The 21,142-nt window shown below is 61.4% G+C and carries 24 protein-coding genes; 9 read left to right on the forward strand and 15 right to left on the reverse strand.

The window, feature by feature from the left end:
- Positions 1-111: 111 nt before the first annotated feature.
- On the reverse strand, positions 112-1,161 hold the full coding sequence (locus GFM02_RS11765; protein ID WP_168321769.1) for a GGDEF domain-containing protein: 1,050 nt from the start codon (positions 1,159-1,161) through the stop codon (positions 112-114).
- A 141-nt stretch (positions 1,162-1,302) separates the two neighbouring features.
- Positions 1,303-1,812: a DinB family protein gene (locus GFM02_RS11770; RefSeq protein WP_168321770.1), complete on the reverse strand. Its 510-nt coding sequence runs from the start codon at positions 1,810-1,812 to the stop codon at positions 1,303-1,305.
- Between the two features lie 139 nt (positions 1,813-1,951).
- Here GFM02_RS11770 and GFM02_RS11775 point away from each other — a divergent pair, with 139 nt between their 5' ends.
- Both GFM02_RS11775 and ndk read left to right on the forward strand, forming a co-directional pair.
- Positions 1,952-2,641, forward strand: a complete 690-nt coding sequence (locus tag GFM02_RS11775) for a glutathione S-transferase family protein (RefSeq protein ID WP_168321771.1) — start codon at positions 1,952-1,954, stop codon at positions 2,639-2,641.
- Positions 2,642-2,722: 81 nt separating this feature from the next.
- Entirely contained in the window at positions 2,723-3,145 is a 423-nt protein-coding gene (ndk, locus tag GFM02_RS11780; protein WP_004680549.1) for a nucleoside-diphosphate kinase, read from the forward strand.
- 84 nt (positions 3,146-3,229) lie between these two features.
- Here the strand turns inward: ndk and GFM02_RS11785 are convergent, their stop codons facing one another.
- Together GFM02_RS11785 and GFM02_RS11790 are read right to left on the reverse strand one after the other, a co-directional pair.
- Positions 3,230-3,733 carry a hypothetical protein gene (locus GFM02_RS11785; RefSeq protein ID WP_168321772.1) on the reverse strand — a complete coding sequence of 168 codons (504 nt, stop codon included), beginning with the start codon at positions 3,731-3,733 and terminating at the stop codon, positions 3,230-3,232.
- Positions 3,730-4,275 (reverse strand): CGNR zinc finger domain-containing protein, encoded by a 546-nt coding sequence (locus tag GFM02_RS11790; protein ID WP_168321773.1) that lies wholly within the window; start codon positions 4,273-4,275, stop codon positions 3,730-3,732. The genes GFM02_RS11785 and GFM02_RS11790 overlap by 4 nt, the downstream gene beginning before the upstream one ends.
- A 65-nt stretch (positions 4,276-4,340) precedes the next feature.
- Between GFM02_RS11790 and GFM02_RS11795 the strand changes: the two genes are divergently transcribed.
- Positions 4,341-5,237 (forward strand): branched-chain amino acid ABC transporter permease, encoded by an 897-nt coding sequence (locus GFM02_RS11795; RefSeq protein WP_168321774.1) that lies wholly within the window; start codon positions 4,341-4,343, stop codon positions 5,235-5,237.
- A 1-nt stretch (position 5,238) separates the two neighbouring features.
- Here GFM02_RS11795 and GFM02_RS11800 read toward each other — a convergent pair whose 3' ends face one another.
- From GFM02_RS11800 to GFM02_RS11820, 5 genes are all read right to left on the reverse strand, one after another.
- The gene (locus GFM02_RS11800) at positions 5,239-5,700 is read right to left on the reverse strand and encodes a molybdenum cofactor biosynthesis protein MoaE (RefSeq protein WP_168270329.1); all 462 of its coding nucleotides are present in this window, start codon (positions 5,698-5,700) and stop codon (positions 5,239-5,241) included.
- 261 nt (positions 5,701-5,961) lie between these two features.
- Positions 5,962-6,216 carry a molybdopterin converting factor subunit 1 gene (moaD, locus tag GFM02_RS11805; protein ID WP_017959832.1) on the reverse strand — a complete coding sequence of 85 codons (255 nt, stop codon included), beginning with the start codon at positions 6,214-6,216 and terminating at the stop codon, positions 5,962-5,964.
- Complete coding sequence (gene pgsA / locus GFM02_RS11810; protein ID WP_003547103.1) at positions 6,213-6,803, reverse strand: CDP-diacylglycerol--glycerol-3-phosphate 3-phosphatidyltransferase; 591 nt, start codon at positions 6,801-6,803, stop codon at positions 6,213-6,215. Before pgsA ends, moaD begins: the two co-directional genes overlap by 4 nt.
- A gap of 192 nt (positions 6,804-6,995) precedes the next feature.
- Entirely contained in the window at positions 6,996-9,038 is a 2,043-nt protein-coding gene (uvrC, locus tag GFM02_RS11815; protein ID WP_020049379.1) for an excinuclease ABC subunit UvrC, read from the reverse strand.
- The gene (locus tag GFM02_RS11820; protein WP_020049380.1) at positions 9,035-9,802 is read right to left on the reverse strand and encodes an SDR family oxidoreductase; all 768 of its coding nucleotides are present in this window, start codon (positions 9,800-9,802) and stop codon (positions 9,035-9,037) included. The genes uvrC and GFM02_RS11820 overlap by 4 nt, the downstream gene beginning before the upstream one ends.
- Positions 9,803-10,167: 365 nt before the next feature.
- Between GFM02_RS11820 and GFM02_RS11825 the strand changes: the two genes are divergently transcribed.
- On the forward strand, positions 10,168-10,803 hold the full coding sequence (locus GFM02_RS11825; protein WP_020049381.1) for an outer membrane protein: 636 nt from the start codon (positions 10,168-10,170) through the stop codon (positions 10,801-10,803).
- An 84-nt stretch (positions 10,804-10,887) separates the two neighbouring features.
- On the opposite strand, the gene GFM02_RS11830 is transcribed toward GFM02_RS11825, so the two are convergent.
- Positions 10,888-11,484 (reverse strand): glutathione S-transferase, encoded by a 597-nt coding sequence (locus tag GFM02_RS11830; protein ID WP_168321775.1) that lies wholly within the window; start codon positions 11,482-11,484, stop codon positions 10,888-10,890.
- Between the two features lie 62 nt (positions 11,485-11,546).
- Complete coding sequence (locus GFM02_RS11835; protein WP_020049383.1) at positions 11,547-12,416, reverse strand: 23S rRNA (adenine(2030)-N(6))-methyltransferase RlmJ; 870 nt, start codon at positions 12,414-12,416, stop codon at positions 11,547-11,549.
- A gap of 16 nt (positions 12,417-12,432) precedes the next feature.
- Between GFM02_RS11835 and GFM02_RS11840 the strand changes: the two genes are divergently transcribed.
- A complete protein-coding gene (locus tag GFM02_RS11840; RefSeq protein WP_026265133.1) occupies positions 12,433-14,637 on the forward strand; it encodes a molybdopterin oxidoreductase family protein in 2,205 nt (734 codons plus the stop codon).
- Complete coding sequence (locus GFM02_RS11845) at positions 14,634-15,224, forward strand: NUDIX domain-containing protein (RefSeq protein WP_168321776.1); 591 nt, start codon at positions 14,634-14,636, stop codon at positions 15,222-15,224. Before GFM02_RS11840 ends, GFM02_RS11845 begins: the two co-directional genes overlap by 4 nt.
- Here GFM02_RS11845 and GFM02_RS11850 read toward each other — a convergent pair.
- Complete coding sequence (locus GFM02_RS11850; RefSeq protein WP_020049386.1) at positions 15,221-15,625, reverse strand: type II toxin-antitoxin system VapC family toxin; 405 nt, start codon at positions 15,623-15,625, stop codon at positions 15,221-15,223. The two genes, GFM02_RS11845 and GFM02_RS11850, sit on opposite strands and share 4 nt — an antisense overlap.
- Entirely contained in the window at positions 15,625-15,864 is a 240-nt protein-coding gene (locus GFM02_RS11855) for a type II toxin-antitoxin system Phd/YefM family antitoxin (RefSeq protein WP_017959842.1), read from the reverse strand. The genes GFM02_RS11850 and GFM02_RS11855 overlap by 1 nt, the downstream gene beginning before the upstream one ends.
- Before the next feature lie 180 nt (positions 15,865-16,044).
- Here GFM02_RS11855 and GFM02_RS11860 point away from each other — a divergent pair, with 180 nt between their 5' ends.
- On the forward strand, positions 16,045-17,214 hold the full coding sequence (locus GFM02_RS11860; protein ID WP_020049387.1) for an alpha-D-ribose 1-methylphosphonate 5-triphosphate diphosphatase: 1,170 nt from the start codon (positions 16,045-16,047) through the stop codon (positions 17,212-17,214).
- A 98-nt stretch (positions 17,215-17,312) separates the two neighbouring features.
- Here GFM02_RS11860 and purN read toward each other — a convergent pair whose 3' ends face one another.
- On the reverse strand, positions 17,313-17,984 hold the full coding sequence (purN, locus tag GFM02_RS11865) for a phosphoribosylglycinamide formyltransferase (protein ID WP_020049388.1): 672 nt from the start codon (positions 17,982-17,984) through the stop codon (positions 17,313-17,315).
- Positions 17,981-19,054: a phosphoribosylformylglycinamidine cyclo-ligase gene (purM, locus tag GFM02_RS11870; protein ID WP_020049389.1), complete on the reverse strand. Its 1,074-nt coding sequence runs from the start codon at positions 19,052-19,054 to the stop codon at positions 17,981-17,983. Before purM ends, purN begins: the two co-directional genes overlap by 4 nt.
- Positions 19,055-19,299: 245 nt before the next feature.
- Between purM and GFM02_RS11875 the strand changes: the two genes are divergently transcribed.
- Positions 19,300-20,424, forward strand: a complete 1,125-nt coding sequence (locus GFM02_RS11875; protein ID WP_020049390.1) for an AI-2E family transporter — start codon at positions 19,300-19,302, stop codon at positions 20,422-20,424.
- On the forward strand, positions 20,417-21,130 hold the full coding sequence (gene hdaA / locus GFM02_RS11880; RefSeq protein WP_020049391.1) for a DnaA regulatory inactivator HdaA: 714 nt from the start codon (positions 20,417-20,419) through the stop codon (positions 21,128-21,130). The genes GFM02_RS11875 and hdaA overlap by 8 nt, the downstream gene beginning before the upstream one ends.
- The last annotated feature ends 12 nt before the right edge of the window (positions 21,131-21,142 follow it).

Raw genomic sequence — 21,142 nt, forward strand, 5'->3', positions numbered from 1 at the left:
ATCCCCGCGCCAAGCTTGCTTGTGCGCTGACAAGCTTGCTTATCCCCGCGGCAAGCTCGCTTGTCCGCCCCAAGCTTGCTTGTCTCGCGACCAGAACAATTGTCCGCCGCCTCAGCGGCCGAAAGCCTGCACCGGTTGTCGGGGGTTCGACTGCGCGGCGAGAAGCGCCACGCGGGCATTGGCCTGCAACTGTCCCGGCGTTGCCGCGTCGGTGCTGAGCGCCACGCCGATCGAGATGGTGAGCCTGCCGGGATCGGCCTTGTCGGATGTGGCGAAGACCAGATTGTCTTCGACGGAGGCGCGCAGGCGTTCGGCAATAGCAATCGCATCCTGCATGCCGACATTGGAAAACAACAGGGCGAATTCGTCAGCCTCGGTGCGGGCAATGAAATCGTTTTTCTTGATCGACTTCTGGAGGAGGCCGGCGAGCTTCTTCAGGAGCTTGTTGCCGGCTTGGGTGCCGTATTTGTCGTTGAGTTCGGTGAAATTGTCGATATCGACCATGATCAGCGCGCTGCCGGCCGCACCTTCCTCGCGCTTGTAGAGATCGGCGATCGTCCGGTTCAGCGCGATGCGGTTCGGAAGTCCGGTGATCCTGTCGGCGATCGCGGCCGATTGCATCGCCGAAATGCCGCGCTCCAGCGTTTCCAGCGTCTTGATATCGTCCTGCAGCTTCGCGCCGATGTCCATCTCGGCTGCAAGAACGGTCGAAAGCGAGGCAGTGAGGTAGTCGACCTCGCTGAGGAAAGCGGCAAGGCTCTGGTCGTCATGGCCGGACACGGATTTCAGGATCGTGCCGCAGGCGCGCGCAAAGGCGTTCCTGTGCTTCAGCCCCTCGGCAAGCCTTTCCGCCACGTCGCGCAGTATCCGGCTCGCCTCGTTTCGTGATGTCTCGCCTGCCAGCCCGCAATGGCCGACGAGGCGGTATTTCAGGCCGAGTTCGTCAAGCATCGGCTGCTGCGGCTGGGACCCGAGTGCGGCGATATCCTGCGCAAGCCCGGCATTGAGCCCGATGATCGCCTCGTGAAAGAGTTCGTAATTGCGTGGCAGTGCCGCGACGTTCAGACGCACCATGTGCTGGGCGATCTTCTGAATATCCGCCATCGGCGCGGCGCGCGCAGCCTCGCGCGGCACCAGTGCGTTTGCGCTTGCATTCTGCATGACGATCCCTCGCGGCAGCCTCTTTTCCTATGTTCCGCTATGCCCGCAAGCTTTTAAGAGAGGTTGAACTTTCAATCGGAAGCCCTGGATTCGCGGGCGGAACCCGTAAAGGCGGTTAACGCGGCCTTGATGGCGAAGACCTCACATCCATTCGCGGCCCTCGACCCGCAGGAAATAGATGAGATCCAGCACGAGGCTCGGCTTGCCGAGCGCCGTCAGCGTCATGTGGCACTGGCCGCGATGATGGGTCTGGTGGTTGAAGAAATGGGCCAGCGCTGCCGACAGAGGCTGGGTGATCTCGACCGGCTGTACCACTGTTACATAGGTGAAGTTGGCGGCAAGCGCCGCCTCGTCCAGCATGCCTGTCCAGGCAATGATCCGCTCGTCCTCTGCTTTGCGTGCGGCGGCAAGCGCATCCCGATCTTCGAAGAGCACGGCATCGAGTGTCGTCGGCGCTTCGCCGGTGCCGGTGAAGCGCTTCATCCATATCCGGTCGGCGACGAGCAGATGATTGAGCGTGCGATGCAGCGAGCCGAAAAAAGCGCCGCAATCATTGCGGAACTCTGAATCGCTGAGTTCGGCCGCAGCCGCATAAACTTGCGTGTTGGCCCAGCGATTATAGGCGGCGAACATCCTGTAATGTCTGAGCATCCTGTCCCCTCCCGCGTCGTATCGGCAGTCTAGCCCTTTTCCCTAGAAAGCCGAGTGATGACGCCATGAAATTTCCTGATTTGATCGCAGGCGCTTTCTGTCGTCGAATGCATGGAGCTGCGATCTCGAAAGGACTGTCATGACCAGAGCCCTCTATTCCCTCTGCGGTGCCGACGAGCGGCGCTTCTTTTCGCCCCATTGCTGGAAGGCGGTGATGGCGCTGGCGCATAAAGGGCTCGATTTCGAAGAGATTCCGACGACCTATGCCCGCATCCGCGCGATCGGCGGCGGCGTCTCGTCGATCGTGCCCGTTCTCGACGACAACGGCCGGTTGATCCCCGACAGTTTCGATATCGCCCTCTATCTCGAGGAGGCCTATCCCGAGCGGCCGTCGCTATTCAACGGCGAGGGCGGCAAGGCGCTGTCGCGCATGGTGGAAGGCTATTCGCAGATGATCATCCATCCCGCGATCATGCGCATCGCCCTTCTCGACATCCATGCGAACCTCGATGAGGCAGACAAGGCCTATTTCCGTCAAAACCGGGAGGCTCGGCTCGGCAAGCCGCTGGAAGTGGTTGCCGCCGATAGCGAGGCGGAGAAGGCCGCCTTCGGCGCCAAGCTGGAGCCGCTCCGGCACATGCTGAAGTTCCAACCCTTCATCGGCGGGCAGACACCGCTCTTTGCCGACTATATCGTCTTCGGCGCGCTGCAATGGCTGCGTGTCTCCGCCGGTCTCGCCATGCTAGCCGCCGACGATCCCGTCATGGCCTGGTTCGAACGCTGCCTCGATCTTCATGAAAGCCGCGGCAGGACTGTGACAGCGGCGTGAAATTGCCGCCTACCTCTTGTTTTCGGGCGTTGGGGCGGGTAAAGACCGCCCACTTTTCCCGAGAAAACAGAGGATTTGACTATGGCGATTGAACGCACCTTCTCGATGATCAAGCCTGATGCAACCAAGCGCAACCTGACGGGCGCCATCACCAAGATGCTCGAAGATGCCGGCTTGCGTGTCGTCGCTTCCAAGCGCGTCTGGATGAGCCGTCGCGAAGCCGAAGGCTTCTACGCCGTTCACAAGGATCGTCCCTTCTTCGGCGAACTGGTCGAAGGCATGACCTCCGGCCCGACCGTCGTTCAGGTGCTGGAAGGCGAAGGCGCGATCCTCAAGAACCGCGAGATCATGGGCGCGACCAACCCGGCTAACGCTGACGAAGGCACGATCCGCAAGGTTCACGCTCTGTCGATCGGCGAAAATTCCGTTCACGGCTCGGACGCTCCTGAAACGGCTGCCCAGGAAATCAAGTACTGGTTCTCCGATACCGAAATCGTCGGCTGAGGCCTCGCGTCGGCATTCGCCAGCAAAACCTTGAATTGACTCTCGAAAGCCGGGGCCTTGCTCCGGCTTTTTCCATGCATGTCTCTATGCCGGGCATTTGTCGGTATTCGAGAAATCGACGCTGCCGTCAGGCTTGAAGACCTCCGGGTTCTTGTCATAAAGCGCGCCGACGACGAGCGGCTTGCTCGGCAGGACGGTCTGGTCGAGGTCGGACCGGAACTGCGTCTTCAATTCCTGCAGCACCTTGCCGTCCTTATCGACCAGCCGGACACTCACGGAATAGGGGCGGTCCTTGCGCACGCAATGCAGGTTTTCGCTCTGCAGCGCGATCTTGTCGTCAATCGGATAGATCTTCTGGTTCAGCGCCAGCGGATCGCCTCCTTGCGGATTTTCGAATTCGGCGATGATGACCGAACCGTCGGGGATAGGCCCCGTCTTCTTCAGCGTCAGCAGATAGGTGGCGCTCGCCACCCGATAGTTGAAGACGAAGAGATGGCCGGTGACCTCGACCAGGTTTTCAGCCTGGCGCTGGCAGGCGGACAGTAGAAGACCGGCTGCTGCCACCGTTACGATGATATATTTCCTCATGGCGTCTCCTCCTTCTTGCGGCGATAGTGCCGGTTCGCCTTGGCGCGGTTGCCGCAAACCGCCATGTCGCACCAGGCCCGGCTTCTGTTCTTGCTGCGGTCGATGAACAGCCAGCCGCAATTGCCGCAGATCTTCATGCGCTGGGGATCAGGCATGGTGATCAGCCGCAGGACCGAATGGGCGGTCGCCACGGCCAGGCTGTCTGGGCCTGCGTCGCGCAATGTCTTCGCCAGCGCTTCCAGCAACCGGGCCAGCAATTGGTCGTCGCCGCCATTCAGTATACGCTCGCGGAAATAGAGGTCGATCGCTTCCCGCAGCGCGATGAAATCCGCCTCGTTTTCCGCCGCCACCGGCGCGATGTCGCCGAAGAGGGCGCGCTCGGCGCAGAATTCGGCGGCGGCGCGCGGAAAGCTCCGCATCTGGTCCCTGACCGCGAAGCGGTCGATCCGCCGCGATGCATCGTGGCGCAGAACGACGCTGTTGACGACATCGAGCGCCAGTGCGCCGCCGGTAAAGCGGTGAGGGGTCCAGGAAAAACTCATGATGAAATTATAACTGGTGAAATAGGTTTCACCAGTTATAATTTTGGTGACGCGGAGTGTCTGGAATGGCTTATCTTCTGCAGCAGCTGGCGAATGCGGTTCCGCTTGCCGCCCTCTATGCCGCGCTCGCCTTCGGTTATGCCGTCGCCTTCGGCGTGACGAAGCGGGCCGATATCACCTATGGGGCGATCTTTGCCTTCGCGGGCCAGATCCTGCTGCTCTTCACCGAACTCGCCTTCAACCGCTTCTGGCTGGTGCTGCCGGCCGCCCTTGCCGTCGGCGCCTGCGCTTCGATCGTCTATTCGCTGGCGGCAGGCCTATGGATCGGCCGCTCGATCATGCTGCCGCTGGTCAGCAAATCGCCGAATACGGTCATCGTCGCTGCCCTCGGCATCATGATCGTGCTGATGGAGACCGCCCGGCTCGCCGCCAATACCCGCGCGATCTGGCTGCCGCCGTTCCTGAACGATACGGTCGTCTTCTGGAGCGACGGCCCGTTCAAGGTGACGCTCACCCATATCCAGTTGATCGACACCGCACTGATGTGCGCCATCGTCGTCGTGGGTACGCTGATCCTCAGGCGCACGGCCTGGGGCCGCGTCTGGCGCGCCGTTACCGATGATCCGCTGGCCGCCGAACTCTGCGGCACCAGCGCCAACCGCGTCTTTCTTGTCGCCTATGGGGCCGCAGCCCTCGTCGCCACCATCTGCGGCATTCTCGCGACTTTCTATTACGGCTCGATGGATTTCGGCGCCGGCCTGATGTTCGGGTTGAAGGTGCTGCTGATCGCGGCCGTCGGCGGCCATTCCGATCCGCTGCGCTCGGCAGGCGGCGCTGCCGGGCTTGCCGTTGTCGAAACCATGTGGGGCGCCTACGGCCCCTTCGTCTGGCGGGATCTGGTCGTCTTCTCGCTGCTCGTCCTGCTCTTGGTGATGAGCCGCAGGGAGCGCGTGGTGCTCTAACTTATTTCCACTTGTCGCGCGCCGCGTCGTCGGCGTCTTTCGCCGAGACCCAGTCGCCGGTGGCGCCATCCCTGGCGTGCTCCTTCTTCCAGAAGGGGGCTGCGGTCTTGAGGAAGTCCATGACGAAATTGGCGCCGTCGAATGCCGCCTGCCGGTGCGGCGCGGCTGCGACGACGAGCACGATATTCTCGCCGGCAGCGATCTTCCCGTAGCGGTGGATGGCGGTCAGCCCGAGCAACCCGAAACGCCCGATGGCAAGATCGCCGATGCGCCGCATCTCCGCCTCCGCCATGCCGGGATAATGCTCGAGCTCGAGTGCCGCAAGCGTCCCGCCTTCATCGCGGCAGAGGCCGGAAAAGGTGACGACGGCGCCGATGCCGGGTTTGCCCTTGGAGAGGCGATCGACCTCGGTTTGCAGGTCGAAATCCTCATGCTGGACGCGAATGGTGGGGGTGATGGTCATGATAACATCCCCAACTGCTTTGATGTGGTAGCGGAGGCTATGGAGAGGGCGTGCCGTGCCAACCCCTCTCTGCCCTGCCGGGCATCTCCCCCACAAGGAGGGAGATTACGGGCGGCTTGACCATCCTGCCGATCTACAGTTTTGCCGGGCTGCGACGTTGATTGCTTGGGGAAGTTCGTGCGCCCAGCCAATCTCCCTCCTTGTGGAGGAGATGTCCGGCAGGACAGAGGGGGGTAGCGACACGGCACCACCATCACAGCCTCATCCCCCCGTCATCGGCGGAAATATCCCGATTTCCCGCGCGCCTGATATCGGTTCGTCATGCTCGACATGCTCCATGTCGAGCGCCACGCGGATCACGTCCGGATATTGAAGTGCGGTCTCATATTCTTCGCCCAGCGTCTTCAGATGATTCAAGAGATCGGCGACGGTGACGACGGAGGAGGGGAGGTCGATCTCCTCCTCGCCCTTGCCGATGCGCTCGCGCACCCAGGCGAAATAGACAAGTCGCGTCATTCTTCGTCATCCACGATATGTTTTACCCCGGCGCGGAAATAGTCGTAGCCGGTATAGATCGTCAGCAGCGCCGCGATCCACAGCAGCGCAATGCCGGTCTGCGTCGTATAGGGGAAAATCTCGTCGCCGGCAGGGCCGGCGAGCAGGAAGGCGATGGCGACAAGCTGCAGCGTCGTCTTCCACTTGGCGATCCGCGTCACCGGCACGCTGACCTTCAGCGCCGCCAGATATTCGCGTAGGCCCGACACCAGGATCTCGCGGCAGAGAATGGTGATCGCCGCCCAGATCGACCAGCCGGCGATGGTCTGGTCGGCCGCGACCAGGAGGAGGATCGAGGCGACCAGCAGCTTGTCGGCGATCGGATCGAGCATGCGGCCGATATTCGACGTCTGGTTCCAGATGCGCGCGAGATAACCGTCGAGGAAATCGGTGAGCGAGGCGATGACGAAGATCCACAGCGCCACCCAACGCGCCGTATTGCTGATCGACAGCCTGCCCTCGATGAAGAAGCAGAGAACGATCAGCGGTACCGCGAGGATACGGCCGTAGGTCAGGAGATTGGGAATGCTGTACGCACGCGATGCCATGGGATCGTTTCTCTGAATTAATGCACCGCTACAGCGCCGCGCGCCTTTTCAGACGAGCCAAGGACGCTGTAACACTTTAGAACCTCCGCATCATGCTCGGGCCGACGCGGTAGATGACGGCTTTGGCCGCGGACCGTCAACATTCTTTCTGTCTTTTCACCGCCTTTGCGTGGAATTTGCGACGGACGCCGGTTATTTCGCGGCGTCGTCGTGGAAATGGTTATAGACCTGCTTGGCGACGGCCTCCGATATGCCTTCCACCGCCATCAAGTCGGACAGGGCGGCGCGCGAAACCGCCTTTGCCGTGCCGAAATGCTGGAGTAGCGCGCGTTTGCGCGATGGGCCGATGCCGCCGATCTCGTCGAGCGGGTTCTTGATCATTTCCTTCTTGCGACGTGCCCGATGCGAGCCGATCGCGAAACGGTGCGCCTCGTCGCGCATACGCTGGATGAAGTAGAGCACCGGATCGCGCGGCGGCAACGTGAAACTCTCGCGCCCCGGCGGGAAGAAGCGTTCGCGCCCGGCATCGCGATCGACGCCCTTGGCGATGCCGATCGCCGTCACGCTGTCGGTGATGCCGAGTTCGGCAAGGATCGCGCGCACCGCCGTCATCTGCCCCTGGCCGCCGTCGATGAGGATCACATCGGGCCAGGTCGGGAAGGGCATGTCGGCGGCATCGGGCGTGGCCACCTGCACCGCCCGGTCAGGAATGCCTTCCTCCTTGATCAGCCGCGAGAACCGCCGCGTCATCACCTCCTTCATCATGCCGAAGTCGTCGCCGGGCGTGATGTCGGTCGATTTGATGTTGAACTTGCGGTACTGGTTTTTGACGAAACCTTCCGGCCCCGCGACCACCATGCCGCCGACCGCATTGGTGCCCATAATATGCGAGTTGTCGTAGATCTCGATGCGCTGCGGTGCATAGGCAAGCCCGAACGTCTCCTTGAAACCTTCGAGCAGCCGCGACTGCGACGCCGTCTCGGCAAGCTTTCGCCCATGCGCCTCGCGTGCATTGCCGACGACATGGTCGACCAGATCGCGCTTCTCGCCGCGTTGCGGCACCAGAATGGAAACCTTGTGGCCGGCTTTTTCGCTGAGTGCGGCGGCAAGCAGCTCCAGCTCCTCCACCGTCTGCGACAGCATGATCTGCTTCGGCACCGGCTTGTCGTCGTAGAACTGCGCGAGGAACGAGTTCAGCACTTCGGCGCTCGAAAGCTGCGGATCGGCCTTCGGGAAATAGGCGCGGTTGCCCCAGTTTTGGCCGGTGCGGAAGAAGAACACCTGGATGCAGGAGATGCCGCCCTCATGGTGGATGGCGAAGACGTCAGCCTCCTCGACGCCGGCCGGATTGATGCCCTGGTGGCTCTGCACATGCGACAATGCCGCCAGGCGATCGCGATAGATTGCCGCCCGCTCGAAGTCGAGATCCTCGGCCGCCTGGTTCATCGCCTCGGCCATATGCGACTTCACCTTCTGGCTCTTGCCGGACAGGAAGTCCTTCGCCTCCTGCACCAGTTCGCCGTAACCCTGATCGCTGATCTCGTGGGTGCACGGCCCGGAACAGCGCTTGATCTGGTAGAGCAGGCAGGGTCGCGTGCGCGTTTCGAAGACGCTGTCGGTGCAGGTGCGGATCAGGAAGGCGCGCTGCAGCGAGTTGATCGTCCGTCCGACCGCGCCGGCCGAAGCAAAAGGTCCGAAATAGTCGCCCTTTCGCGCTCTCGCACCACGATGTTTGAAGATTGCTGGCGCCCGGTGGTCGCCGGTGATGAGGATATAGGGAAAGGACTTGTCGTCGCGCAAAAGCACATTAAAGCGCGGCCGCAAGCGCTTGATCAGATTCGCTTCCAAGAGCAGCGCTTCGGTTTCCGTGCGCGTCGTCACGAATTCCATGTTCGCCGTCTGGCGCACCATCTGGGCGATGCGGTTGGAATGCACGCGGCCGACGGCGTAGTTGTTGACGCGCTTCTTCAGGCTGCGCGCCTTGCCGACATAAAGCACGTCGCCCTCGGCATTGAACATGCGGTAGACGCCGGGGCTGTTCGGCAGCCGCTTGACGAATTCGCCGATCAGTTCCGCGCCGAGGAGCCCGGTTTCATTGAGGCTGCCCGCATTCCAATCGACCGTCGCCGCAAGCGGCGCGGCGACGGAAGCGTCGCCTTCCACCTCGATATCGTCTTCGCTCTCGTCCGTGTCGTCGTAGAGAACGCCGCCATCCGGCAGCTTTCGTCCGTTCATTCCGTAATCTCCGCCACATCGGGCGTCTGCCACGCAAGGTGCTGGCCGCCGTCGAGGGCAATCATCTGGCCGGTGATCGAGGGCGTGTCGTAAAGGAAGCGAATCGTTTGTCCGAATTCCTCCAGCGCCGGCCCTCGCTGCAAGATAAGGGCTGAGACCTGCGCTTGGAAGTCCTCCATCTTCTGTCGTTCGCTCGGCATCGAGGGGCCGGGGCCGATGGCATTGACGCGGATGCGCGGCGCCAAAGCCTGTGCAAGCGTCTGCGTCGCCGTCCACAGCGCGGATTTGGAGAGGGTATAGGAATAGAAGCTGGGCCTCAGCGCCCAAACCCGCTGATCGATAATATTGACGATCAGCCCCGCTGCCTCAGCGGGCATCTGCTGTGCGAAGGCCGCCGCAAGGATAGAGGGCGCACGGACATGCAGGTCGAAGTGCAATGCCCATGTGGCGGCATTGAAACTACGCGCTGAATCATACTGGAAGACCGACGCATTATTGACGAGCAGATCGAGCGGCCCGAGCGCTTCCGACGCCTTCGCGACCAACGCGCCCGTTTCGCCGAGATCGCTAAGATCGGCCTGCAGCGCGACCGCCCTTTGTCCCTTTCGCCGCAATTCCGCCACCAGCTCTTCGGCCTCACCGATGGAGCCGTTCGCGTGGATCGCAACGGAAAAGCCATTTGCAGCAAGGTCTTCGGCGATTGCCCGGCCTATTCTTTTAGCGGCCCCTGTTATAAGGGCCGAGCGAAGTCTTTTGTGGTTCAAAATCTTGCCTTCTGATCCCGCGAGTCTGTCCGCAGACTATATAGGGGCCGACGGAGATTATATAAATAGGCCGTTGCGGTTGCGTCCGAGAGCCGGATATTCTATGTATTATTTAAGAATGCGATTTCCTAAAATAGGTATTTTAAGTTTAACTCTTCGGTAGGGTTAACAAAGTGTATGTTGCGCCAAAGCAACATCGAATTTCAGCCATGGCGCAGCCACAATGATATCACAATTTGGCTCTTTCAAATCCGCATTTCAGTTCCAATTTCAATCTCGATCCGGAAGGGACATCTGGCAATATCCCGCCAATGCTTCACTGATAGACAGATGGTAAGCGGCGCGGGACTGAAAGGAGACTAAGTATGCGTGTACTCATTGCTGGCCTCATGGCCTCCGTTTTTGCAATTGCGGGCGTCTCGGCAGCTCAGGCGGCCGATGCCGTCGACCAGGTTCCGGAAGCACCGGTCGCCCAGGAAGCTCCGGTCAAGCCGGCCGGCAGCTGGGAAGGCTTCTACCTCGGCGGCGCCGGCACCTATAACATGGGTGACTTCGGTTCCGATCGCCACACCTACGGTTTCGGCGGCCAGGTCTTCACCGGCTACAACTGGCAGCAGGGCCAGATCGTTTACGGCGTTGAATCCGATCTCGGCTACAGCGGCGACGACGTCTCCTCGGGCGGTGTCGAGAACAAGTATGGCTGGAACGGCTCCGTCCGTGGCCGCGTCGGCTACGACATGAACCCCTTCCTGCTCTACGGCACGGCCGGTCTTGCCATCGGCGACGTCAAGGTTTCCGACGACACTTCGGACGAAAGCAAGACGAACTTCGGCTATACGGTCGGCGCCGGCGTCGAAGCCTTCGTGACCAACAACATCACGACGCGCTTGGAATATCGCTACACCGACTACCAGAGCAAGGATTACGACCTCGACTCCGGCAGCTTCTCGCGCGGTTACGACGAGAACAGCGTCAAGCTCGGTATCGGCGTCAAGTTCTAAGCCGACTGAACATTCCAAATAAAGAAGCCGGGCACGTCGCCCGGCTTTTTGCTGTCCGCTCGTTGCTCCAGACGCTGAGCCCGCTCAGCCCTCAGACTTGAGCTCGCTGTGGGCAGGGAATTTCTTGTCGAACTGGGCAAGCCAGTCGATCAGCGGCGCATGATCGGCTTCCCACTGGTCCTTGAAGCGCAGCTCGAGATAATCGAGCGTGGCGGCCAGCGCGAAATGTCCGCCATTGAGCTTCTTGCCTGTTTTCGGCGGATTGGCGCTGAGATGAGCGAGCCCGCTCGTCGCCTTCTTCCACTGCCGGTCGATCCACGGCTGGTGAATTTTTTCCTCGTCGCGGAAGCGCCGCTCGTAGACGATCGCCAGCAGGCAGTCGCAGATGCCGTCGCACAGCGCCTCGAGGATTTCCGCATCCGTGCGCTTACCCTTCTTGGAAGGGTAGAGCCCGCCCTTCGTCAGCCGGTCGAAATAATGCATTATCGCCACGCTGTCGTATATCGAGATCCCGTCATCGGTCAGCAGCGTTGGGATCTTGCCGAGCGGATTGTTGTCCACCAGGATAGCCGGTCCGGTATTGGTGTCGACCCGGATGGCGTTTACCTCCAGCCCCAGAAAATGTGCGGCCATCCGCACCTTGTTGGAATAGGGCGAGGCGGGCGAACAAAGGAGCTTCATGGGACACCTGATGAGGTTGTGGACTGCGGCGGCGCGGACTATTCCTGAAGGCGATTAGCTGGTCAATCGTCCTTGACCGCCTTGTTTTCGCCGCGCAGCCAGAAGGCGCGGTGCGAGGCGAAACGATCTTGCGCCAGATGGTCCTTCAATGCGGGCAGCAATTGGTGCAACTCGTCCTTCAGCGTGAAGGGCGGGTTGACGATGACGAGGCCTGAGCCCGTCAGTCCCGTAATGCCGCGATCGCTGCGAACGGCAAGTTCGGCGCAGAGCATTTTCGGGATGTCGAGCGCCTGCAGCCTCTCATGGAATTCCTTGATCGGCGCGCCCTTCTTTAGCGGATACCACAGGCAATAGGTACCGCCGGGAAAGCGCCGATAGGCCTTTTCCAGCCCTTCGGCCAGCCGCTGATATTCGTCCTCTTCCTCGAAGGGCGGATCGACGAGCACGATGCCGCGCTTCTCCTTCGGCGGCAGATGCGCGCCGAGCGCCAGCCAGCCGTCAAGCTCGGTGATGCGGGCATGGTGATCACCCTCGAACAGCCGGTGCAGCCTGACGTAGTCCTCGGGATGCAGTTCCATCGCCGACAGACGGTCTTGCGGCCGGAACAGCATGCGCGCAAGTTTCGGCGAGCCGGGATAGAAACGGATGCCGCCCTCAGGATTGAGTTCGCGGATCGCCGAGAGGTAGGGCTCCAGCAGTTCGGAAACCTGAGGGCCGAGTTCTGCCTCCATCAGCTTGCCGATGCCATCGAGCCATTCGCCGGTTTTCTGCGCTTCTTCCAAGGAGAGGTCGTAGAGTCCGATGCCGGCATGCGTGTCGAGTACGCGGAACCCGCCATCCTTTTTCTGCATGTAACGGATCAGCCGCGTCAGCACGACATGTTTCAGCACATCGGCAAAGTTGCCCGCGTGATAGATGTGGCGGTAGTTCATTTTCGCTGATGTCCGTATGAATTCGCGTCATGGGAAATTTTTGTGGCTTTTGGCCGTGCAAGCCTTGGAATATACAAATGCCATGAACATTGCGACCCCCATCCACGCCAAATCAGAAAAGCCGGACAACAGGGTGGGCCACACGGCCTGTCCGCATGACTGTCCCTCCACCTGCGCGCTGGAGGTCGAGATATCGGAGGATGGCCGCATCGGCCGTGTGCGCGGCGCGAATGACCATTCCTACACTTCGGGCGTCATTTGTGCCAAGGTCGCCCGTTATGCCGAGCGGCTCTACCATCCCGACCGCCTGATGCATCCGTTGCGTCGCGCCGGCGCCAAGGGGGCAGGGCAGTGGCAGCAGATTTCCTGGGACGATGCGCTGGATGAGATCGCAGAAGCCTTTGTGAAGTCCGAGGCAAGGGACGGAAGCGAAGCGATCTGGCCCTATTTTTACGCCGGCACCATGGGCTGGGTGCAGCGCGATTCCATCGATCGCCTGCGTCATGCCAAGCGTTACTCCGGCTTCTTCTCCTCGATCTGCACCAACCCCGCCTGGACCGGCTTCACCATGGCGACCGGCACGCTGCGCGGTCCCGATCCGCGCGAGATGGGCCGCACCGATTGCGTCGTCATCTGGGGCACCAACGCGGTGTCGACCCAGGTCAATGTGATGACCCACGCCATCAAGTCGCGCAAGGAGCGCGGCGCGAAGATTGTCGTCATCGACATTTACGACAATCCGACGATGAAGCAGGCCGACATGGCGCTTGTCGTCAGGCCAGGCACCGACGCCGCGCTCGCCTGCGCCGTCATGCACATCGCCTTCCGCGACGGTTATGCCGACCGCGAATACATGGCGAGATATGCCGATGATCCCGAGGGTCTCGAAGCGCATCTGAAAACCAAGACGCCGCAATGGGCCGCTGCCGTCACCGGCCTTTCGGTCGAGGAGATCGAAGCCTTCGCCAGCCTCGTCGGCACAACGAAGAAGACCTTCTTCCGCCTGGGTTATGGCTTCACCCGCCAGCGCAACGGCGCGGTCGCCATGCATGCGGCGGCCTCGATCGCCACCGTCCTCGGCTCCTGGCAATATGAGGGCGGCGGCGCCTTCCATTCGAACAGCGACATCTTCCGCTTGAACAATACGGAACTGACCGGCCGGTCGATGAAGGATGCGGATGTCCGCATGCTCGATCAGTCGCAGATCGGCCGCGTGCTGACCGGTGACGCTGTCGCGCTGCGCCATCGCGGCCCGGTGACTGCAATGCTGATCCAGAACACCAATCCCGCCAACATCGCCCCCGAGCAGCGCCTCGTCAGGCGCGGCTTTGCCCGCAACGATCTTTTCGTTGCCGTGCACGAGCAGTTCATGACCGAAACGGCCGAGATCGCCGATATCGTCATTCCCGCGACGATGTTCGTCGAGCACGACGACATCTACCGCGCCGGCGGCCAGAACCATATCCTGCTGGGGCCGAAACTGGTCGAGCCGCCGCCAACCGTGCGCACCAATCTCTTCGTCATCGAGGAACTGGCAAAACGCCTCGGCGTCGCCGATCGCCCCGGCTTCGGCTTCACTGCCCGGGAGATGGTCGACCGCATTCTGGAATCGAGCGGCCTGCCGGATTACGACCATTTCCTCGAACACAAATGGTTCGATCGTCAGCCCGCTTTCGAGGAGGCGCATTATCTGAACGGTTTTGCCCATCCGGATGGCAAGTTCCATTTCCGCCCGGACTGGATCGATCAGCCGGCGCCGAACAAACCCCCGGCTTCTATCGGCGTGCTCGGGCCGCATGCCGCGCTTCCGGCCTTCCCTGATCAGGTCGATGTCATTGAAGTCGCCGATTCCGAACATCCCTTCCGACTCGCCACCTCGCCGGCGCGCAACTTCCTGAATTCGAGCTTTTCCGAGACCAAGACCTCCCGCCAGAAGGAAGGCCGCCCTGAAGTGATGATCAATCCGGGCGATGCCGAAGCCAACGGCATCGCGCACGGCGACCTCGTCCGCATCGGCAACAGCCGCGGCGATCTGCGCATCCACGCCCGCATCACCACCGAAGTTAAATCCGGCGTGCTGATCGCCGAGGGGCTTTGGCCGAACAAGGCGCATGTCGACGGCGAAGGCATCAACGTCTTGACCGGCGCCGACCCTGTCGCGCCCTATGGCGGGGCGGCCGTGCATGACAATAAGGTCTGGCTTCGCAGGGACGCAGCATGATGCAGCCGAAATCACGCGTGAAGATCGCCGGCGAGGAAACCCTGTCGAATGGGTGGACGCGGCTGAGCAGCTACCTCCTCGACTATATCGACCGCAGGGGCGCAACCCAGCGGTTGAAGCGTGAAGTTTACCACCGCACGCCGGCCGCCTGTATCCTGCTTTATGATCCCAGGCGCGACCTCGTCGTCCTCGTCCGTCAGTTCCGCCTCGCCGTTCATCTCAACGGCGATCCCGCCTGGATGATCGAGGTTCCGGCCGGCCTTCTCGATGACGACCAGCCCGAAGCGGCAATCCGTCGCGAGGCGATGGAGGAGACCGGCTATCGCCTGCGCGATGCGCGCTTCCTGTTCAAATCCTATACGTCGCCGGGTGCCGTCACCGAAGTCATGCATTTCTTCGCAGCCCTCGTCGATACCGCCGATCGCGTGGCCGAAGGCGGTGGCCTGGACGAGGAACATGAGGATATCGAAGTTCTCGAGATCCCGCTCGACGAGGCGGCAACGATGATCGAAACCGGCGAGATCTTCGACGTCAAGACGATCGTGCTTCTGCAATGGGCGCTGTTGAACAGGGGAACGCTTTTCTAACCCAGCCCGAAGGCGAGATTTTCCGCTGACGCTGCACGTTCCAGTCTGGCGTCCAGCGTCGCAAGCGATACGTTCTCTGCGACCGCGAGCGCCAGATAAGCGGCGTCATAGGCCGATAGCTGATATTTTCCGGCAAGTCGTAGGATCGAAAGATGGTCTTCGCTTGAGACAGTGCGCAGCGGCAGGCTGGTGAGTCGCATGAGACAAGCGAGCACATCCTCGTTGGAGATGCGTTTCCGCCGTTCCGCGGTCAACAGGATGTTGCGCATCTCATGCCAGAAGAGATCGGGCACCAAGGCATCTTCCGTTTCGAGAAACGACAAGGCTTCTTCGGCAGTCCGGCTTTCCTCGTTGGCAAGCAACCAAGCTGCCGCAACCGAAGCATCAACCACGAACGGCATCAGCGCTGGCCTTCGCGCCGCCAGGCTTGAATTTCAGCCGCGGTTGCTCCGGCGCGTTCTGCCCGTTCGCTGCGGAGTGCACGGATGGCGTCGAGCCTCTGGCGACGGTCGTCGATCTTGATCATGCGGGCGACCGCGTTGTTGCCGCGTGATATCACCACATCTTCGCCTGCTTCCACCTTTGTCAGAAGCTCCGAGAGATGCGTTTTTGCCTCTGCCACTTTCACTTTGATCGTCATAGCCACCGTCCATTTTGTTTCTAAGCTAATGTCATGTCAAAACTTGGTCAACTGATTGGTCAAGTATGGCAAAGCAAGAACGAAAAGGCTAAGAAGTTTGGAAGTTCTTCATGCAGTTGTCACGAAGCGGTTCTATGCGCTGCGGTTTGTCAATCATCGGATGCGATCAGGAGAAAGCCCATGTGGCTCAGCAATTTCACCCTCGTTCTCCCAAGCGAGGTGGTGAGTGAAGGTTCCGTGCGTGTTGAGGATGGCGCCATCGCCGAGATCAGGGCGGAGCCGGTCGCAGGTGCTGCGATCGATGGCGGCGGGCGGCTGCTGATGCCGGGCTTCGTCGATCTCCACGGCGACATGATCGAGCGCGAGATTGCCCCGCGGCCGAACGCGACGATGCCGATCGATTTCGGCATCCACGAACTCGACAAGAAGCTTGCCGCTGCCGGTGTCACGACGGCGTTTGCCGCAGTCTCCTTTGCGACCGAAAGTGTCTACGGCCACGTCCGCTCGCTGGAGACGACATCGGCAGTGATCGAAGGCATCAACCGCCTGCGTGACGATCTGCTGATCGACCACCGCGTCCACGCCCGTTACGAAATCACCAATGTCGGCGCAGCCGCGGCACTCGAGCGCCTGCTGAATGCCGATCAGATCGACATGGTTTCGCTCACCGACCACACGCCGGGCCAGGGCCAGTACAACAACCTGCAGAGCTACATCCTCAGCATCTCCGAGCGCCGCGCCGTCTCCGAGGAAATGGCGGCGGAGATCGTTGCCAAGCGCATCGCCATGCGCAGCAATCCTGACATCGAAGCCAAGCTGAAGGAGATCGTCGCGCTGTCGCTGAAGCACAAGCTGTCGCTTGCCTCGCATGACGATGACAGCGTCGAAAAAGTCGCCGAGATGCATGATCTCGGCGTCACCATCAGCGAGTTTCCGGTCACCGCACCTGCAGCGGAGGAAGCGCGCCGCCGCGGTCTCTGGACGCTGATGGGTGCGCCGAACGCACTGCGAGGCCAGTCGATGTCGGGCAATCTCAGCGCGCTCGATGCCGCAAGCGCCGGCCTGCTGAGCATCATCGCCGCCGATTATCATCCGGCCGCCTTCGTGCCCGGCATCTTCAAGCTTGCCGATATGGTGGAAGGCGGCCTGCCGGCAGCCGTTGCCATGGCGACCGGCAATGCGGCCCGCTCCGCTGGCCTGTCGGATCGTGGTGAGATCGCCATCGGCCAGCGCGCCGATCTGGTCGTGGTCGAGCCGGGCGATATCAACCGCATCCGCGCCACCTTCCGCGCCGGCCGCTTCGTCTACAGCGACGGCACGCTGCATCTGTTGCAGGCCCTGGCGGCTTAGAGCAATTCCAGGAAAAGTGCGAAGCGGTTTTCCGTCCGGAATTGCGCAAAAACAAAAGCTTAGAGCCGATCGGCCTTTCCATGAAAGGCCGATCGGCTCTAAGCGCGGTCACCGATCAGCGAAATAAGCTGGGTCTTGGGTGCGGCGGTCGAAGCCTCCGCGCCGACGGCCTTGCCGTCTTCCATCGTTACACGGCCTTCCGCAAACAGCCGCAGCGCTTGCGGGTAGATCTGGTGTTCGACGGTGAGCACACGTGCAGCAAGGCTTTCGGCCGTGTCGCCGGAAAGAACCGGTACGGCTGCCTGGCCGATCGCCGGCCCCTCATCCATGCCTTCGGTGACGAAATGCACCGTGCAGCCGGCGATCCGCATGCCGGCGTCGATCGCACGCTGATGTGTATGCAGGCCGGGAAACAGCGGCAGCAGGGAAGGGTGGATATTGAGCATCCGGCCTTCGTAACGCTGGATGAAGGTCGCCGTCAGCAGCCGCATATAGCCTGCCAGGCAGAGAATGTCGGGTTTAAGCTCGTCGAGCGCCGAAAAGATCGCCGCTTCGTGCGCGTCCTTGCTGGCATAGTCCTTGCGGGGAAAGGCGAAGGTGGCGATGCCTTCGGCAGCCGCCTTGGCAAGCCCGCCGGCATCCGTCTTGTCGGAGATCACCCCGACGATCTCGGCCGGATAGTCGGCTGCCTTTGCCGCCGCAACCAGCGCCATCATGTTGGAGCCGCTGCCTGATATGAAGACGACGGCGCGTTTGCGCGGCGAGCTCATATGGCAAGCGTGCCCTTGTAGATCGTGCCGGCAGCGCCCTCGTCGCGAGCGATCATGCGGCCGAGCGTGACAACCGTCTCGCCCTCGGCTTCGAGTACGGCGGAAACCGCCGCAACATTCTCACCGGCGACGACGGCGATCATGCCGACGCCGCAGTTGAAGGTGCGCAGCATTTCCTTGGATTCGACGCCGCCCGTCTTGGCGAGCCATGAAAACACCGGCGGCACCTTGACGGCGGCAAGATCGATCTCGGCCGCCAGATGTTTCGGCAGCACGCGCGGAATATTTTCCGGGAAACCGCCGCCGGTGATGTGCGCCAGCGCCTTGATGGCGCCGGTCTCGCGGATCGCCTTGAGGAGCGGCTTCACATAGATACGGGTCGGCTCGAGCAGGGCTTCGCCAAGCTTCTTGTCTTCGGCAAACGGCGCCGTTGCATCCCAATCGAGGCCGGACAATTCGACGATCTTGCGCACCAGCGAGAAACCGTTGGAATGGACGCCGGAGGAGGCAAGGCCGAGGATTACGTCACCCTCGGCAATATCGCCTGAGGGCAGGAGCTTGCCGCGTTCGGCAGCACCGACGGCAAAACCCGCGAGGTCGTAGTCGCCGGAGGAATACATGCCGGGCATTTCGGCCGTCTCGCCGCCGATCAGCGCGCAGCCGGCCTCGCGGCAGCCCGCGGCGATGCCGCCGACGATGGCCGCACCCTGATCGGGGTCGAGCTTGCCGGTCGCGAAATAATCGAGGAAGAACAGCGGCTCGGCGCCCTGTACCACGAGATCGTTGACGCACATGGCGACGAGGTCGATGCCGACGGTGTCGTGATAGTCGGCATCGATCGCGATCTTCAGCTTGGTGCCGACGCCGTCATTGGCGGCGACGAGAACCGGATCGGTAAAGCCTGCCGCTTTGAGATCGAAAAGCCCGCCGAAGCCGCCGATCTCGCCATCGGCGCCGGGACGGCGGGTCGAGCGTACCGCCGGCTTGATCTTTTCGACGAGCAGGTTGCCGGCATCGATGTCGACGCCCGCATCGCTATATGTCAGGCCGTTTTTCCCAGACTGGCTCATGCTGGTCTCCGATGGCTATTTCAGGCGGCAAACGTGCCGCGTCATCTGCCGGTCGCAATTGCATGACAGGGGCTTTTATGCAAGCGCTGCCTGGCGAAAGCCCCCAATTTCCCGCGTCTTCTTCCGGCCTTTCCGGGATTCGGCGCGGCAGGGTTGACCATCTTTGCGCCTGCATCCTATGTGCTCAATGGCCGCTTCGGATCGGATGCGGCGTCAGACGGCGACGAGCGATCAGCGGGGAAGCAATGCCACAGCAAGTCAGCGGCAACAGTCTCAAACGTCAGATTTTCTTCTGGCTGGCGGTGCTCGTCTTCTTCATCGTCTTTCTCTACGTCTTCAGCTCGATCCTGCTGCCCTTCGTCGCCGGCATGGCGATCGCCTATTTCCTCGATCCGGTGGCAGACAGGTTGCAGCGGCTGGGACTGAGCCGCATGATGGCGACCATCGGCATTCTCGTCGCTTTCGTGATCGTCTTCGCGCTGGCGCTGATGATCCTCATTCCGGTGCTGATCAGCCAGTTCAACGATTTCGCTCAACGTCTGCCGGGTTATATCAGCCAATTACAGCAGTTCATCGCGCACACGCAGACTTCGCTGCTGCCGGACTGGGTTGAGAACCAAGTGGGCACGATCAAGGACAATCTCTCGGGCATCCTGTCGGAAGGCATGGGCTTCCTCACCGGGCTCTTTGCGCAGATCTGGAATTCAGGCAAGGCGATCGTCGACGTCATATCGCTGCTCGTCGTCACCCCCGTCGTTGCCTTTTACATCCTGCTTGATTGGGACCGCATGGTTGCCAAGGTCGATCAGTGGATCCCGCGCGATTATGTCAGCGATGTCCGCCAGATCGCCAAGGAGATCGACCAGGCAATCGCCGGCTTCATCCGCGGCCAGGGCTCGCTCTGCCTCATCCTCGGCATCTATTATGCCGTCGGCCTCTCTCTCGTGGGGCTGAATTTCGGGCTGCTGATCGGCCTCTTCGCCGGCATGATCAGCTTCATTCCCTATGTCGGCTCGATGGTTGGTCTCGTGCTGGCGGTCGGCGTCGCGCTTGTGCAATTCTGGCCGGATTATCCGTGGATCGGCCTGGTGCTCGTTGTCTTCTTCAGCGGTCAGTTCCTCGAAGGTAACATTCTGCAGCCGAAGCTCGTCGGCTCCAGCGTTGGCCTGCATCCGGTCTGGCTGATGTTCGCGCTCTTTGCCTTCGGCGCGCTCTTCGGTTTCGTCGGGCTTCTGGTCGCCGTGCCGGCGGCGGCGGCGGTCGGCGTCCTTGTTCGTTTCGCACTTTCACGCTACCTTCAGAGTGATCTTTATTTTGGCGGGTCGCCGAGTGGCAGTGCCCGGAAGACGAAATCAGTTCCCAATGAATGACGTGAAAAACGCTGATCCGAAGCGCAAGGCCGGAGAGCAGCTGCCGCTGGTCTTTTCGCACGATGCCGCAAGCGGGCGCGACGACCTCCTGATCTCGGAGCGTCTCGCCGCCGCCGTTTCGATCGTCGATGCCTGGCCGGCATGGCCATCGCCGGTCGTCGTTCTCGCCGGCCCCGTCGGCTCGGGAAAATCGCATCTCGCCCGCATCTGGCGGGAATTGAGCGGCGCCGTCGACATCCACCCCGAGCCTGGCTCTGACGCGGCGGTTGCCGCTGCCGCCGGCCCGGTGCTGTTCGAGGACGCCGACCGCCTCGGCTTCGACGACAATGCGCTCTTCCACGTCATCAACAGCGTCCGTGAAAACGGCACCAGCCTGTTGATCACCAGCCGTCTCTGGCCGATGTCGTGGCCGGTTTTGCTGCCCGATCTGCGCTCGCGCCTGAAAGCGGCAACCGTCGTCGAGATCGGCGAACCCGATGAGGCGCTGTTGTCGCAGGTGATCGTCAAGCTCTTCGCCGACCGGCAGCTTTATATTGATGACAAACTCGTGCTTTATATCGTGAACCGGATGGAGCGGTCGCTGAACGCGGCCCAGACAATCGTCGAAAGGCTTGACCGGCTGGCCCTGTCGCGGGGCACGAAAATTACCCGGTCTCTTGCTGCCGAAGTATTGAATGAATTGGGAAATTCGGAACCGGCCGATTGACTGTCACAGTTC

It is taken from the genome of Rhizobium leguminosarum bv. viciae (assembly GCF_012276115.1).
Classification (GTDB): Bacteria; Pseudomonadota; Alphaproteobacteria; order Rhizobiales; family Rhizobiaceae; genus Rhizobium; species Rhizobium leguminosarum_T.